This window comes from Streptomyces sp. CAU 1734, assembly GCF_039888735.1.
Lineage (GTDB): Bacteria > Actinomycetota > Actinomycetes > Streptomycetales > Streptomycetaceae > Streptomyces.
The window spans coordinates 162819-177275 of sequence record NZ_JBDQQP010000005.1 but is presented as its reverse complement, the minus strand read 5'-3'; the positions used below and the strand labels follow the sequence as shown (position 1 = coordinate 177275).

13 protein-coding genes are annotated in these 14457 nt (G+C 74.3%); 10 read left to right on the top strand and 3 right to left on the bottom strand.

Annotated features, from left to right (window positions below; all coding sequences use genetic code 11):
- Nucleotides 1–306: 306 nt before the first annotated feature.
- Nucleotides 307–1062 (bottom strand): type 1 glutamine amidotransferase, encoded by a 756-nt coding sequence (locus AAFN69_RS11450; RefSeq protein ID WP_347728282.1) that lies wholly within the window; start codon nucleotides 1060–1062, stop codon nucleotides 307–309.
- 258 nt (nucleotides 1063–1320) lie between these two features.
- On the opposite strand from AAFN69_RS11450, the gene argC reads away from it, so the two are divergent.
- From argC to AAFN69_RS11415, 7 genes are all read left to right on the top strand, one after another.
- Nucleotides 1321–2349, top strand: a complete 1029-nt coding sequence (gene argC, locus AAFN69_RS11445) for an N-acetyl-gamma-glutamyl-phosphate reductase (protein WP_347728281.1) — start codon at nucleotides 1321–1323, stop codon at nucleotides 2347–2349.
- Entirely contained in the window at nucleotides 2346–3509 is a 1164-nt protein-coding gene (gene argJ / locus AAFN69_RS11440) for a bifunctional glutamate N-acetyltransferase/amino-acid acetyltransferase ArgJ (RefSeq protein WP_347728280.1), read from the top strand. The genes argC and argJ overlap by 4 nt, the downstream gene beginning before the upstream one ends.
- The gene (gene argB / locus AAFN69_RS11435; RefSeq protein ID WP_347728279.1) at nucleotides 3506–4462 is read left to right on the top strand and encodes an acetylglutamate kinase; all 957 of its coding nucleotides are present in this window, start codon (nucleotides 3506–3508) and stop codon (nucleotides 4460–4462) included. Before argJ ends, argB begins: the two co-directional genes overlap by 4 nt.
- Nucleotides 4459–5658 (top strand): acetylornithine transaminase, encoded by a 1200-nt coding sequence (locus AAFN69_RS11430; RefSeq protein WP_347728278.1) that lies wholly within the window; start codon nucleotides 4459–4461, stop codon nucleotides 5656–5658. Before argB ends, AAFN69_RS11430 begins: the two co-directional genes overlap by 4 nt.
- 356 nt (nucleotides 5659–6014) lie before the next feature.
- A complete protein-coding gene (locus AAFN69_RS11425; protein WP_347728277.1) occupies nucleotides 6015–7403 on the top strand; it encodes a lysine N(6)-hydroxylase/L-ornithine N(5)-oxygenase family protein in 1389 nt (462 codons plus the stop codon).
- Nucleotides 7404–7452: 49 nt separating this feature from the next.
- Nucleotides 7453–10293 carry a condensation domain-containing protein gene (locus AAFN69_RS11420; protein ID WP_347728276.1) on the top strand — a complete coding sequence of 947 codons (2841 nt, stop codon included), beginning with the start codon at nucleotides 7453–7455 and terminating at the stop codon, nucleotides 10291–10293.
- Between the two features lie 124 nt (nucleotides 10294–10417).
- Nucleotides 10418–10627, top strand: coding sequence for an MbtH family protein (locus tag AAFN69_RS11415; protein ID WP_347728275.1), 210 nt, complete (start codon nucleotides 10418–10420; stop codon nucleotides 10625–10627).
- Nucleotides 10628–10737: 110 nt separating this feature from the next.
- Here AAFN69_RS11415 and AAFN69_RS11410 read toward each other — a convergent pair whose 3' ends face one another.
- Nucleotides 10738–11118, bottom strand: coding sequence for a helix-turn-helix domain-containing protein (locus AAFN69_RS11410; protein ID WP_347728274.1), 381 nt, complete (start codon nucleotides 11116–11118; stop codon nucleotides 10738–10740).
- A 296-nt stretch (nucleotides 11119–11414) separates the two neighbouring features.
- Between AAFN69_RS11410 and AAFN69_RS11405 the strand changes: the two genes are divergently transcribed.
- Nucleotides 11415–11552: a hypothetical protein gene (locus AAFN69_RS11405; RefSeq protein ID WP_347728273.1), complete on the top strand. Its 138-nt coding sequence runs from the start codon at nucleotides 11415–11417 to the stop codon at nucleotides 11550–11552.
- 118 nt (nucleotides 11553–11670) lie between these two features.
- Here the strand turns inward: AAFN69_RS11405 and AAFN69_RS11400 are convergent, their stop codons facing one another.
- The gene (locus AAFN69_RS11400; RefSeq protein ID WP_347728272.1) at nucleotides 11671–12156 is read right to left on the bottom strand and encodes a GNAT family N-acetyltransferase; all 486 of its coding nucleotides are present in this window, start codon (nucleotides 12154–12156) and stop codon (nucleotides 11671–11673) included.
- Between the two features lie 322 nt (nucleotides 12157–12478).
- On the opposite strand from AAFN69_RS11400, the gene AAFN69_RS11395 reads away from it, so the two are divergent.
- Together AAFN69_RS11395 and entS are read left to right on the top strand one after the other, a co-directional pair.
- Nucleotides 12479–12754, top strand: a complete 276-nt coding sequence (locus AAFN69_RS11395) for a phosphopantetheine-binding protein (RefSeq protein ID WP_347728271.1) — start codon at nucleotides 12479–12481, stop codon at nucleotides 12752–12754.
- 321 nt (nucleotides 12755–13075) lie between these two features.
- On the top strand, nucleotides 13076–14416 hold the full coding sequence (gene entS, locus AAFN69_RS11390) for an enterobactin transporter EntS (RefSeq protein ID WP_347728270.1): 1341 nt from the start codon (nucleotides 13076–13078) through the stop codon (nucleotides 14414–14416).
- Nucleotides 14417–14457 lie beyond the last annotated feature (41 nt).

Sequence of the window (14457 nt, the reverse complement as noted above, 5' to 3'; positions counted from 1 at the left end):
GGGGGGGGCCACCCCGCCGGCGGCACCCTCGCGGGAGCGTGCGCCGCGGGAGACGGGCGGCGCCGACCGCGGGCGCCCGCCGGCGGCACGGGCGCGCCGCGAGTTCGCGGACGACGGCGATGCGTACGGACGCGTACGGCCCGCCGGGCCGGCGCCGGCGCCGAGGCGGTCCGCCGGGACTGGCCATCCGGCACGCGCCATGGCTCACCGAGGCCGTCGCCGCAGACGCGGATCGCACCCACCGGAAGGCCCCCGCCGGGCCGGAACGCGCTCACGAGACCGGCGCACAGACGGCCCCCCGGGTCTTCAGACCGGCGGGCGGGCGTGCGCGCGGATCACCTCGGCCCAGGCCCGCGACGCGCCCGTCCAGGTCTCGCGGAGGGAGGATTCCACCGCGCGCAGGCCGGCCACGGCGGCGGCGGGGTCGCCCCCGGCGCGGGCCACGGCCGGGCCGTCCGACTGAGCCCAGGCGGCGACTTCGGCGGCCAGGACCTCCGGGTGGAACTGAAGGCCCCAGGCCCGCTCGCCCACCCGGTACGCCTGGTGGGGGCAGTCGTCGCCGGTGAGGAGCGGGACGGCGCCCGGGGGGAGGGCGGTGATCTCGTCCCAGTGCCACTGCGCGGCCGGGGCGCCGTCCGGCACCGCGGCGAACACCGGGTCGCCGACCGCGTCCGGCAGCCGCCGCAGCGGGACCGCGCCGACCTCGGGGCCCCGGGGCCGGCGCTCCACCCGGCCGCCCAGCGCCGAGGCCATGATCTGGCCGCCGAGGCAGATGCCGAGCAGCGGGGTGCCGATCTCCACGGCCTCCCGTATGAGGGTGCGGACGGCCGGTATCCAGGGCGCCGCGGTCTCGTCGTCGCAGTTGGCCGCGCCGCCCAGGATCAGCAGCCCGGCGTATCCCGGCGGCGAGGCGAGGGACGCGGGCAGTTCGTCGCCCGCCCAGGGGTGGACGAGACGGAGGTCCAGGCCGGCGCGGGTCAGTTCCCCGCCGACCAGTCCGGGTCCGGTGCCGTCCTCGTGCTGGATCACCAGGATCCGGGGGGTTTCCGCAGACGCTGCCACAGCTGTTCCGCCTCCACGAACTCTCGGGGGAACACGGAGGGTGTTCCGGATCCGCCGAAGATGCCACAGCCGGAAACAGGGAGCGGGGGCGGGGCCCCGCCTCGGACGGATCGCGCCCGTCCCGGTGTTCGCGCTGGTGGGAGGGTGCGTGGCAGGTCACACGAACCCTCCGGCGTTCTTAGGTTAGGCTAAGCTAAGTTCCCGTCGGCAGGCAGGCGCTCACCGCGTGTCACCAGCGATCGAAAGAGAAGATTCCCGATGACCTTCGGTGTTGCTGTGGCAGGGGCCAGCGGGTATGCCGGGGGTGAGATTCTGCGGCTGCTGGCGGCCCATCCCGAGGCCCGGATCGGCACACTCACCGCGCACAGCAGCGCGGGCCGCCCGCTCGGCGAACTCCAGCCCCAACTGGGCTCGCTCCACGACCGGATACTCACCGAGACCTCGGCCGCCCGGCTCGCCGGACACGATGTGGTCTTTCTCGCCCTCCCGCACGGACAGTCCGCCGCGCTGGCCGCGGAGCTCGGGCCGGACACTCTCGTCGTGGACTGCGGCGCGGACTTCCGGCTCCGGGACCCGGCCGCCTGGACGGCCTTCTACGGCTCACCGCACGCCGGCAGCTGGCCCTACGGGCTGCCCGAACTCCCCGGCGCCCGCGCGGCGCTGCGCGGCACCCGCCGGATCGCGGTGCCCGGCTGCTATCCGACCGCCGTCACCCTCGCGCTCTTCCCCGGGTACGCGGCCGGGCTGCTGGAGCCGGAGGCCGTCGTCGTCGCCGCCAGCGGCACCTCGGGCGCGGGCCGGGCCGTCAAGGCGCAGTTGCTCGGCTCCGAGGTGATGGGCTCGATGAGCCCGTACGGCGTCGGCGGCGGCCACCGGCACACCCCCGAACTGGCGCAGAATCTCTCGGACGCGGCCGGTGAGCCGGTCACCGTCTCCTTCACCCCGACCCTGGCACCCATGTCCCGGGGCATCCTCGCGACCTGCTCAGCCCGGGTCGGGCAGGGGGTCACCGCGGAGGATGTGCGCGCCGCGTACGAGAAGGCCCTCGGCGACGAGCCGTTCGTCCGGCTGCTGCCGCCCGGCCGGTGGCCCGCCACGGCCGCCGTGCTCGGCTCCAACACCGCGCAGGTGCAGGTCGTACTGGACGAGACGGCGGGCCGGGTCGTCGCGGTGAGCGCGATCGACAACCTCACCAAAGGCACCGCGGGTGGTGCCGTGCAGAGCATGAACATCGCCCTGGGGCTGCCGGAGACCCTGGGACTGCCCATGAATGGAGTGGCTCCGTGAGTGTGACCGCTGCCCAGGGATTCCTCGCGAGCGGGGTCGCCGCCGGGATCAAGGAGTCCGGCGCGCCGGATCTGGCCCTGGTGGTGAACAGCGGGCCGTCCTTCGCGGCGGCCGGGGTGTTCACCTCCAACCGGGTGATGGCCGCTCCCGTACGGTGGTCGCGGCGGGTCGTCGGGGACGGCCGGATCGCCGCGGTGCTGCTCAACTCCGGCGGCGCCAACGCCTGTACGGGCCGCCCCGGGGACGAGGACACCCGGCTCAGCGCCGAGCGCGCCGCGCAGGCCCTGGGTCTGCCGGCCGACGAGATCGCCGTCTGCTCGACCGGTCTGATCGGGATCAGGCTGCCGATGGACCGGGTCTCCACCGGGGTCACCGAGGCGGTGACCCGGCTGTCGGACGACGGCGGCGCGGACGCGGCGGAGGCCATCCGCACCACCGACTCCGTCCGCAAGACCTCCGCCCTCTCGGCGGGGGAGCCGGGCGGCGGCTGGACCGTCGGCGGGATGGCCAAGGGGGCGGGCATGCTCGCCCCCGGCCTCGCGACGATGCTGGTGGTGCTCACCACGGACGCCGAGGTGCCCGCCGGTGAACTCGACCGCGTACTGCGGGAGTCGGTCCGCACCACCTTCGACCGGGTCGACTCGGACGGCTGCATGTCGACCAATGACACCGTGCTGCTGCTGGCCTCCGGCGCCTCGGGGGTCATCCCGCCCCCGGAGGAGTTCGCGCGGGCCGTGCACGCGGTCTGTCTGGATCTGGCCCGGCAGCTGACCGCCGACGCCGAGGGCGCATCGAAGGAGATCGAGGTCGAGGTGGTGGGCGCCGCGTCCGAGCGGGACGCCGTCACCGTGGGCCGCTCCATCGCCCGCAACAATCTGCTCAAGTGCGCGCTGCACGGCGAGGATCCGAACTGGGGGCGGGTGCTCTCCGCCATCGGCACCACGGACGCCGTCTTCGACCCGGACCGGCTCGATGTGGCCGTCAACGGCGTATGGGTGTGCCGGGACGGGGCGGCGGGCGAGGCCAGGGAGAAGACCGATCTCACCGGGCGCCGGATCACCATCACCGTCGATCTGCGGGCCGGTGACGAGTCGGCGGTGATCTGGACCAATGACCTGACCGCCGAGTACGTCCACGAGAACAGCGCGTACAGCTCATGAGCGGCACACTTCCGCTGCCGCCGGCGGATCCGGCCAAGCCCCGGTCGCGCGCGCCGGGCGCCAGGACCGGCGGCCGGGCCCGTACCGTCATCGAGGCACTGCCCTGGCTGGAGTCCTTCCGGGACCGGATCGTGGTCGTCAAATTCGGCGGCAACGCGATGGTCGACGAGGAGCTGAAGCGGGCCTTCGCACAGGATGTGGTCTCGCTGCGGTACGCGGGGCTCCGCCCGGTGGTGGTCCACGGCGGCGGCCCGCAGATCAGCTCGCTGCTCAACCGGCTCGATCTGGAGGTCCGGTTCGCGGCCGGGCTGCGGGTGACCACACCCGAGATCATGGATGTCGTACGGATGGTGCTGGCCGGGCAGGTGCAGCGCGACATCGTCGGGCTGATCAATGCCCATGGCCCGTTCGCGGTCGGGCTGACCGGCGAGGACGCGCACACCATGACGGCGACCCGGCGACCGGCGTGGGTGAACGGCGAACCGGTGGACATCGGGCTGGTCGGTGACATCACCCGGGTCAATCCGGAGACCCTGCGGGCCCTGCTGGACCGGGGCCGCATCCCGGTGGTCTCCCCCGTGGCGCGCGGCGACGACGGGCAGATCTACAACATCAACGCCGATCTGGCCGCGGCCGCGCTGGCGGGCGCCCTCGGCGCGGAGAAGCTGGTCGTGCTCACCGATGTCGAGGGGGTGTACGCGGACTGGCCCCGGAGCACCGAGGTCATCCGGCGGATGACGGCGAGCGAGCTGGAGAAGCTGCTTCCGGAGCTGGCCAGCGGGATGGTTCCGAAGATGGAGGGATGTCTGCGGGCCGTACGGGACGGGGTGCGCATGGCGCATGTGCTGGACGGACGGGTGCCGCACTCCCTCCTTCTGGAGGTCTTCACCGACGAGAACACCGGAACGACCGTGGTGCCGGACGCCCGGGGCGACGAAGGGGACGAGGCATGAGCACGGAGACGGTACCCGCGAAGACCACTCCGGCCCCGGCGGAGCTCACCGGCCGCTGGCGGTCGGTGATGATGGACACCTACGGCACTCCCCCGCTGGCCCTGGTCCGGGGCGCGGGACGCACCGTGTGGGACGCGGAGGGCAATGCCCTGCTCGACTTCACCGGCGGTATCGCGGTGAACTCCCTCGGCCACGCCCATCCGGCGGTGGTCCGCGCGGTGAGCGAACAGATCGCGACGCTGGGCCATGTCTCCAATCTCCATATCGCCGAACCGCCGGTCGCCCTGGCCGAACGGCTGCTGGGGCTGGCCGGCCGGGCGGGGCGGGTCTTCTTCGCCAACTCCGGTGCCGAGGCCAATGAGGCGGCGTTCAAGATCGCCCGGCGGACGGGGCGCGGCGGGGTCGTGGCCTGCGAGGGCGGATTCCACGGCCGCACCATGGGGGCGCTGGCGCTGACCGGACAGCCCGCCAAGCGGGCGCCGTTCCTGCCGCTGCCCGCCGGGGTGACCCATGTGCCGTTCGGTGACACGGAAGCCCTGCGGGCCGCCGTGACCGAGGAGACGGCGGCCGTCCTGATCGAGCCCGTACTGGGCGAGGCCGGGGTGGTGCCGGCGCCGGAGGGATATCTGCGGGCGGCCCGGGAGATCACCCGTGAGCGCGGCGCGCTGCTGATGCTGGACGAGGTGCAGACCGGGATCGGACGCACCGGCGACTGGTTCGCGCATCTGGCGGACCCGGGGATCGTCCCCGATGTGGTGACCCTGGCGAAGGGCCTGGGCGGCGGGCTGCCGATCGGGGCGGTGCTGGCCTTCGGCGCGGCGGGCGAGCTGCTGACCCCGGGTCAGCACGGGTCCACCTTCGGCGGCAATCCGGTGGCCTGCGCGGCCGGGCTCGCGGTGCTGGACACGATTGAGTCGGAGGGCCTACTGGAGCGGGTGCGGCGGCTCGGCGAGCGGCTGCGGCGGGGCATCGAGGGATCCGGGCACCCCCTGGTGGACCGGGTCCGGGGCACCGGGCTGCTGCTCGGGGTGGTCCTCACCGAGCCGGCGTCGCTCCGGGTCCAGGAGGCGGCCCTGCGGGCGGGTTTCCTGGTCAACGCGGTCAATCCGGAGACGGTACGGCTGGCGCCGCCGCTGACCCTGACGGAGGAGGAGGCGGACGCGCTGATCGCGGCGCTGCCGGCGATCCTGGGCTGACCGGCCCGGGCGCCGGACGCGGCGGCGCGCCCGCCGGGGCCGGGGCCGAGCACCCGCGCGCTCATGACCCGCATGAGGCGAAGGACCCGCGCACGCGGAGGACCCGCGATGGGCAAGGGCGCCCGGACGCACGGTGGTCCGGCGGGAGACCGCAGGGCGATCCGGCACGCGGCGACGGGGTGGGGACGGAGCCGGGCGCCGCCGGCATCCCCGCCACCACGAGTCATGGGACGTCACCCACACCCCCCGCACCACGCACATCACCCGAGTCACCGAATTCCGTCACCGAAGCCAGTCCTCGAAGTCAGTCACCGAAGTCAGTCACCGAAGTCACCACCCACCGAGTAAGGATGAGCATGTCGGCAGGGCACGCGAGCACCGCACCGTACGAGAGCAGCGGCACCCGGGATCTGGTGGGCATAGGCTTCGGCCCGGCCAATCTCGCCCTGGCCATCGCCATGGACGAGCACAATGGCCGCTGTGCCCCGGACGACCGGCTGAGCTCCGCCTTCGTGGAGCGCCAGGCCGATTTCGGCTGGCACCGGGGCATGCTGCTCGAAGGCGCCACCATGCAGGTGTCGTTCCTCAAGGATCTCGCCACCATGCGGGATCCCGGCAGCCGCTTCACCTTTCTGCGCTATCTCCACGACCGGGGCAGGCTCGCCGACTTCATCAACCAGAAGAGCTTCTTCCCCACCCGGCTCGAATTCCACGACTATCTGGGCTGGTGCGCCGAGGAGTTCCGGGACCGGGTCTCCTACGGGCGGGAGGCGGTGGCCGTCCGGCCGGTGCGCGGCACCGGCGACGGCACGGTGGACGGCTTCGAGGTCGTCACCCGGCCGGCCGGCGGCCCGGGGGCCGAGGAGGTGGTGCGGGCCCGCAACATCGTGCTGGGCACCGGCCTCACGCCACAGCTCCCGCCGGGTGTCTCCGCCGGTGAGCATGTGTGGCACAACCGGGACCTGCTCTTCCGGGCGCCCGCGCTGACGCACCGCCCGCACCGCCGCTTCGCGGTGGTCGGCGCCGGGCAGTCGGCCGCCGAGACGGCCGAGTATCTGTACCGCACCTTCCCGGACGCCGAGGTGTGCGCCGTCTTCACGCGGTACGGCTACAGCCCCGCCGACGACAGCCCCTTCGCCAACCGGATCTTCGACCCCTCCGCCGTGGACGACTTCTACGACGCGCCCGAGGACATCAAGCGGGCCATGCTCGATTACCACGGCAACACCAACTACTCGGTGGTGGACGGCGAGCTGATCGAGCAGCTCTACCGGACCGTCTACCAGGAGAAGGTGGCCGGCACCGAACGGCTGCGGATCCTGCGGATGTCCTCCCTGACCGGGATCGAGGAGCTGCCCGGCGGCGCGCGGGCCGTGGTGCGCCCGCTCACCGGCGGCGAGCTGTTCACCCTCGACTGCGACGCGGTGGTGCTGGCGACCGGCTACCGGCCGCAGGACCCCCGGGAGCTCCTCGGCCCCCTCGCCGACGAGTGCCTGACGGACCACCAGGGCCGGCTGCGCGTCGACCGGGACCACCGGCTGCGGATGACCGGCCGGGTGCGCGGCGGGGTCTATCTCCAGGGCGCGGGCACCGAGCACACCCATGGCATCACCTCGTCGCTGCTCTCCACCCTCGCGGTGCGCTCCGGTGAGATCCGGGACTCGCTGCTGCTGGGCCGGGCCGGGAACGGAGTGCTCGGCGCACCGGCCCCGGTCCCGGCGGGGGCCGCCGCACACGGCGGCTGAGGCCGTCCCCGTACCCACGAACCCCCCGCAGCAGGACCCGGAAGGCGAGATGTCAGACGCGACCCCCACCACGGCACCGCCCCCCGCTCCCGTCACGGGCGGGAGGGTGGAGCTGACGGCGGCACAGACCCAGGTGCTCGCCGCCCAGCGCGCCGCCCCCGCCAACGCCGCCTACAACGTGGGCCAGTACATCGAGCTCACCGGCCCGCTCGACACCGGCGCCCTGGAGGAGGCGGTGCGCCACACACTCGCCGAGGCGCCCTCGCTCCACTTCCGGCTGATCGAGGACGGCGGACGGCTCTGGCAGGAGCCGGTTCCGGCCGGTCACGACAGGGCCGTGGGCGGCGGGCTGCCCCGGCTGGACACCTCCGGCGCCGGCGATCCGACGGCGGCGGCCGTGGAGCTGGTACGGGAGCAGCTGGCCTGTCCGCCCCGGCTCGATCTGCAGCTCGGCCCGGAAGAGGGCCCGGGGCACGCGGTGCCGTCGCTCACCGGGGCCGTGCTGGTCCGGGTCGGCCCCGAGCGGCATCTGCTCTTCCAGTACTTCCACCATCTCGCCGTCGACGGCTACGGCGTGGCGCTGCTGACCCACCGGATAGCCGAGGTCTACACGGCCCTGCGGCGCGGCACTCCGCCGTCCGGTTCGCCGTTCGCCCCGGTGGGCGCCCTGGTGGCGGCCGAGCGCGAGTACACCGGCTCCGCGCGGTACGCCGCCGACCGCGCCCACTGGGCGGCCCGTTGCGCCGGCGCTCCCCCGGCGTGCTCCTTCGCCCGGGGGCCCGGCGCGGGCTCCGCCCCGCCGTCCGACACCGCGCTGCGCCACACCGTCCTCCTGGACCGGCATGCGGCGGCGGCCGTGCACCGGGCGGCCGGCACGGCCCGTACCACCTGGGCGGAGACCGTCACGGCGGCACTCGCCGTCCAGCTCCACCGGGAGACCGGCACCGAGGACGCGGTGCTCGCGATGTACGCCATGGCCCGGACCGCCCCGGGCACGCTGCGTGTCCCGGGCATGGCCGTGAACATCCTGCCGCTGCGGCTGCCGCTCACCGGCCGGGACACCTTCGCCGGGGTGCTGGCGCGCACCGCCGGGGAGTTCGCCTCGCTCCGGGCCCATCAGCGGTTCCGGGGCGAGGAGCTCGCCCGTGATCTCTGGCCGGGACGGGACGGCGCCCGGCTGCCGGGGCCGCTGCTCAATCTGCGCCCCTTCGACACCGAACTCGACTTCGCGGGCACCCCCGGCCATGTCGTCACGCTCGCGTCGGGTCCGGTGGACGATCTCTCGGTCTCCGCCGTCCGGTACGCGGACGGCCGCCTGCGGCTGGATTTCGACGCCAACCCGGCGCTGTACGACGAGGGGACGCTGACCGGGCTGGCCCGGCGCCACGCGGATCTGCTGGGCCGCCTCTGCGCGGAACCGGAACGGCGGCTCGGGGAGTTCGCGCTGCTGGACGCCGCCGGGGTGGCCGCAGCGGTGGCCCAGGTGCCGCCGCCGGGGCCGGCGGGCGGTCCGGCCTCCCCCGGCGCCTGTGCCGGTGAGGCCGGCGGGCTGCCGCCGCTGCCGTCGGCACACCGGCTGCGGGAGACCGGCGCGCCCGTGGACCGGCTCCACGACTCGGTGCTGCTCCAGGTGCCGCCGGGGCTCTCCGCCGGGCGGCTGCGCCGGGCACTGGCCCGGCTCGCCGACACCCATGGGGCGCTGCGGCTGCGGCTGCACCGGGTGGACGGGGTCTGGGCGCAGGAGATCCTGCCGTCCGCGACCGCTCCGGCGGTGGTCGATCCGGACACCCTGCGCAGGGTCGCCGTACGGGGCCACGAGATCCCGGAACCGGCCGCGCTGATCGCGGCCGAGGCCAGGTCGGCGGCGCACACCCTGGAACCGGAACGGGGCGCGGTGCTGCGCGCGGTCTGGTTCGACGCGGGCCCCTCGGAGCCGGGCAGGCTGCTGCTGGTGGCCCACCGGCTCTCCGTGGACGAGGAGTCATGGCCGGTTCTGGCCCACCGGCTGGCCGCGCTGTACGCGGCACCGGGAGACGGCCGGGAGGCCCCGCGCACGGCGCCGGAGCCGGCGGACGGCGGGCTGCGCGCATACGCCGCCGGGCTGGTCGCGGCGGCCCAGAGTCCGGAGCTGGTGGCGGAACTGCCGTACTGGCGGCAGCTTCTCGGGGCCTCGGCGGCGGATACGGGAGTGGTGCCCCCGGTGCCCCGACTGCACCCGGCCGCCCCGGGGACGGCCGGCGGGGGCCCCTGCCCGGAGACGGTCACCGAGATCGCCTGTCCGGGGCCGGGTATCGCCCCGCGCCGGGTCGACGGTGCCGTACTCGCCGCGCTGGCGCTGGCGGCGGCCGGCGAACCCCGGCTGCGGGGCGACGGTTCCGGTGCCGGACTCCTGGTGGCGGTGGAACTCCCGGATCCGGACCGGCCGGCGGGCGCCGTGGGAGCGCTGACACGGGTGTGTCCGGTACGCGTCGACCCGGCGGGCGCCGGTGCCGGTCCCGATGACGCCGCCGAGCGGGCATCGGCGGCTCTCGCGGCCGTGCCCGGCGGGGGCCGGGGCCATGAGCTGCTGCGCCATCTCAACCCGCAGACCGCGCCGGTGCTCGCCCGCGCGCCCGGTGCGATCGTCCGCTACCGCAGGCCGCGATCCGGCGGGGAGTGGTCCGGCGCACCCGGCTGGACCCGGGCGCCCGGGGACGAGCGGCGGGCGCTGCGGGAGGCCCTGGCCGGTTCCGCACCGCCCGTGACGGGTCCGCTGGAGGTGACGGCGCGGACCGGGCCCGGCGGCCTGGTGCTGCACTGGCGCTGGGCGGAGGGGCTGTTCACCGCGGCCGAGGCCCGGGAGCTCGCCTTCCGTGTCACCGCCACCGTCCGCACCCTGACCGGGCATTGACCGGACGCCGACCGGCACCGGCCGGACACTGACCGCCCGACCGGCCGCACAACCGTACGGCCGCACAACCGATCGGACTCCGCGCCGGAACCGGCGTGGAGCAATCCACAGAGGAGATGTCGACATGACCGCCACCAACCCCTTCGAGGACGCCGACGCGAGCTACCGCGTGCTGGTCAACGCGGAGAACCAGCACTCGCTCTGGCCCGCGTTCGCCGAGATCCCGGCGGGCTGGACCGTGGTGCACGGCGAGGACTCGCGCGAGGCCTGCCTGGAGTACGTGGAGACCCACTGGACCGACATGCGCCCGGCCAGTCTGATCGCCGCCTCCTGACCGTGCCGCGCTCCGATCGCCGCCTTCCGATCGGAGACGCGCCGAAGGGCCGGGCCGGATGAGGGTTCATCCGGCCCGGCCCTTCGGCGACCCCCGCGGGAGACTCGCCGTCAGCCGCCGAAACGCCCCCGGGACTCCTCGATGTGACCGAGATACCGGTGGGTCCAGTCGCACATTCCGTCCACCGTCCTCCGCAGGGCCCGGCCCGGCTCGGTGAGGGCGTACTCGACCCGTGGCGGCACGGTGGGGTACACGGTCCGGTCGACCAGACCATTGCGCTCCAGCATGCGCGGATTCCGGGTGAGCATCTTGTGGCTGATGCCCTCGACCTCCCTGCGCACCTCACCGAAGCGCAGGGTGTCGTCCCCCAGTGCCTCGATGATCAGAAGCGCCCACTTGTTGGCGATGTCCGCGAAGATCTCCCGCGCGAGGGAGTCGGCGCGGGTCGGATCCGCCCCGTCGGACGAGCCCTTGGACTCCTTGGTCACCACGAGGTTCCCCAGTCACCGAAAAGTGCGTTCTTCCCTGCCGGCCGACACTCTCCTACGGTCCTTCGGTAACCACAGGAGAGCGAGGACGCCTTGGCGCACGCGCGGCTCCCACGACAAGGAGGCGGGTGGCACGGCCATCGCCCCGCCGAGCCCCGAAGGACATCCCGGAATCGATGTCCGCCACCGGGTGCGGGCCGCGATCGGTTCCCGTCCGGTCCTCGCCGCCGGGCAGGTCTCCCGGGGCGCCGGCGGTGGGCGCTGAACTCGCCGGTCGGCGGGGGTGACCCGTCCACGCCGTGGACCGGACCCCCGGCGATCCGCCGCTGTTCCCGGAGGGGCCGCCCGTACCGCCGGGCGCCCCGGTGGACATCGGGGCGCTGAACACCCGTGGCCGCCGTCCCGTCGCGATCCAGGCCATGGCGGTCATCGGCTGACCGGTCGTTTCCGGCCATGTCCATGAGGCGACCGCCGCCGGAGACGGCCGCCCGCCCGGGCCGCCCCCGCAGCGCCGGTGACCGGCATCCGGCGGCGGTGGCCGGCATCCCGCGGCCCTCAGGAGCCGCCCGTGACCGTGCGCGCCAGCACGCGGGAGCCGCGCCGCGGATCGAGTGCGTTCACCCAGGCCGACGGGGCGAACCGGGGCTCGACCGGGGCGAATCCATGCCGCAGGAAGAGCTCTCCGCCGCCGCTGGTGGCGGTGAAGACCGATCGCAGGGAGCGGGCGGCGGCCTCCGCCAGCGCGGCGCGCAGCAGCGCCGAGCCGATGCCCTGGCCCTGGCGTCCGGGAGCGACACAGAAGTTGTAGAGAACACCTCCGGAGCCCCCCGCGCCCGCCTGCCCCGGGGGATGGACCCGCAGGGCCAGACAGCCCGCCAGAGCGCCCCCGGCGGATTCCGCCATGAGGAAGTCGGCGCTGTCCCGGGCGTAGAGGGCCGGGGGCCGCTCGCGCAGGGCCCCGGAGCGGAAGAAGAGCCGGGAGAGCCCGTGCAGGGCGAGGGCGTCCTCGGCCCGGGCGCGCCGGACCGATGTGTGCGTCATGGGGACAGCCGGACGCGGGGCGGCCGTGGTCAATGGGGGTACCTCTCCTCGGTCCCGCTGAACGCGGTGGCAGGCCCGGCGCATCGGCTCCGACAGACCCCACCACGACACTAAGGCAAGGCTTGCCTAAGTCGTGGCCAGATTACGACACGGGCCACCCGCGCCTCCACCAAGGGTCCCAGCAGCGGGAGTTGGCCGTCACGGCACCCCCGGCCCCCGCACACCCCGGCTTGACTTGCACCGATCGGGATAGTTAGGTGAGCCTTACCTAAACTCCGCTCCTGAATCGCGGAGTCCCGTTTCAGGGGAAGGATCACGGACGATGGCCGATACGGCCCATCAGGAATCACCCGTGCGGGACGCGTCACCCGACGCGTTCCCGCTGGAGCGGCTCACCCGCGATGTCGCCGGGATGCTGTACGTCGAGACCGGCGATGTCGACCCCGAGGAGAGCCTGCTCGACCAGGGCCTCGACTCGATCAGGCTGATGACGCTGGTCGAGACGTGGCGGGCCGACGGCGCCCGGATCAGCTTCGTCGACCTGGCGGAGCGGCCCACCCTCCGGGAGTGGGCCGAACTGCTGAACTCCCGGGCCTGACGGCCTCGGCCGTACCGGGAACCGGGCCCCGCACGCGGGGCCGGCACTCCTCTCTCCTCGAAGCCGCACCGCGGCCGGACCCGGACCCGGCCCCCGGCCGGACCCCCGAGCCGGACCCGCCGACACCCGGCAGCCGACCGCCGTCGCCCTCACCGCACGGCCGCGTCGCACCGGAGGCACGGCCTCCGCGCACGGCGGCCGGGCGCCCGCCCCGCGAGGCGCGGCCGGATCACCACCCACCCCGTATCAGGCACCGCTTCGGCGGTACCGCCCGCCCGGCGGCTCCCCACCCAGGGGCCCGGGCCATGACAGGAGCACCCCGTGCCAGCGCGTGACTTCCTCATCGACATCGGCCCCCTCAGGGCCAGCAAGGACTTCCGCTCGATCTTCATCGCGCGGGTCGTGTCGCTGTTCGGGCTCGGCATGGCCACCGTGGCGCTCTCCGCCCAGGTCTACGATCTGACCGATTCAACGCTCCAGGTCGCCGTGGTCAGCATGATCATGAGCATCACGGTGCTGCTCGGATCGCTGGCCGGCGGGGTGATGGCCGACCGGATGGACCGGCGGGGGCTCATCGTCTGCGCCCGGGGAGCGGCGGCACTCGCCTTCGCGGGGCTCGCCGCGAACGCCTTCTCCGACGATCCCTCGCTCTGGCTCATCCATCTCTGTGTGGCCTGGGACGGCCTCGCCACCGGTGTCAGCGTCACCGCGCTGATGGCGGTGGCCCCCACCCTGGTCCGTCCCGACCAGCTCCCCGCCGCCGGCGCGCTGATCTCCCTGACCGGCGACATCGGCTCGATCCTGGCCCCCTTCCTCGGCGGTGTACTGCTGGCGCTCGCGGGCCCGGGGCCGGTCTACGCCTTCGCGGCGGGCACCACGGCGATCACCACCCTGCTGATCTCCCGCATCCGCCGGCTGCCGCCCGTCGTGGACGAGGACGACGAGGAGGCGGAGGAGGACAACGGCTCCCTGCGGGTGGCCTTCACGTACGCCTGGCGGAACAAGGTCGTGGGCGGACTGCTGACCCTGGGCGGGGTGACCGCGCTCTTCACCATGCCGGTCGTCCTCTTCCCCGAGATGGTCGACAAGCAGTTCGGCGGCGGCGATGTGATGCTCGGCGTGCTCTACACCGCTCCGGCGGTCGGCGCGGTCGCGGTCTCCGCCACCAGCGGCTGGCTGGGCCGGGCGGCCCGGCCCGGAAAGCTGCTGCTGGCCGCCGCCTTCACCGGCGGCTGCGCCACCATCGGCTTCGGCCTCAGCGGCCATGTGGCCATCGCCTTCGTGATGCTGGCCATCGCCGGAGCGGCCGGGACGGTGTACGAGATCCTGGAGTACGCCCTGGTCCAGCACAACACGCCGGACCGGCTGCGCGGACGGATCGTCAGCGTGACGACCTCTCAGGACACCGCCGGCGACATCGCCGGTGACGCCGAGGCGGCGCTGATCGCCCGGTGGTTCAGCCCGGCCGGGGCCGCCGTGTTCAACGGCGCGATCTGCGCGCTGGCGGCGGTCGTGATCGCCCTCGCCGTGCCCGGACTGCGCAAGGCGACCCTTCCCCAGGGCTGGGACGACGACGATGACGATGACGACGACTCCTCCGGGGAGGCGGACGACACCGGCGCCGCCCCGGTGCCGGAGACCGCCGCGGGCGGCAAGAGCTGAACACCCCCTCACCCCTCACCCCCCGAACCTCAACCCCCGCT

What these genes read in the sequence shown, in the direction of transcription:
- argC (WP_347728281.1), top strand. Translation starts at nt 1,321, where the DNA reads ATGACCTTCGGTGTTGCTGTGGCAGGGGCCAGCGGGTATGCCGGGGGT.
- AAFN69_RS11400 (WP_347728272.1), bottom strand. Translation starts at nt 12,156, where the DNA reads ATGACGCACACATCGGTCCGGCGCGCCCGGGCCGAGGACGCCCTCGCC.
- AAFN69_RS11430 (WP_347728278.1), top strand. Translation starts at nt 4,459, where the DNA reads ATGAGCACGGAGACGGTACCCGCGAAGACCACTCCGGCCCCGGCGGAG.
- AAFN69_RS11395 (WP_347728271.1), top strand. Translation starts at nt 12,479, where the DNA reads ATGGCCGATACGGCCCATCAGGAATCACCCGTGCGGGACGCGTCACCC.
- AAFN69_RS11420 (WP_347728276.1), top strand. Translation starts at nt 7,453, where the DNA reads ATGTCAGACGCGACCCCCACCACGGCACCGCCCCCCGCTCCCGTCACG.
- AAFN69_RS11415 (WP_347728275.1), top strand. Translation starts at nt 10,418, where the DNA reads ATGACCGCCACCAACCCCTTCGAGGACGCCGACGCGAGCTACCGCGTG.
- AAFN69_RS11425 (WP_347728277.1), top strand. Translation starts at nt 6,015, where the DNA reads ATGTCGGCAGGGCACGCGAGCACCGCACCGTACGAGAGCAGCGGCACC.
- argB (WP_347728279.1), top strand. Translation starts at nt 3,506, where the DNA reads ATGAGCGGCACACTTCCGCTGCCGCCGGCGGATCCGGCCAAGCCCCGG.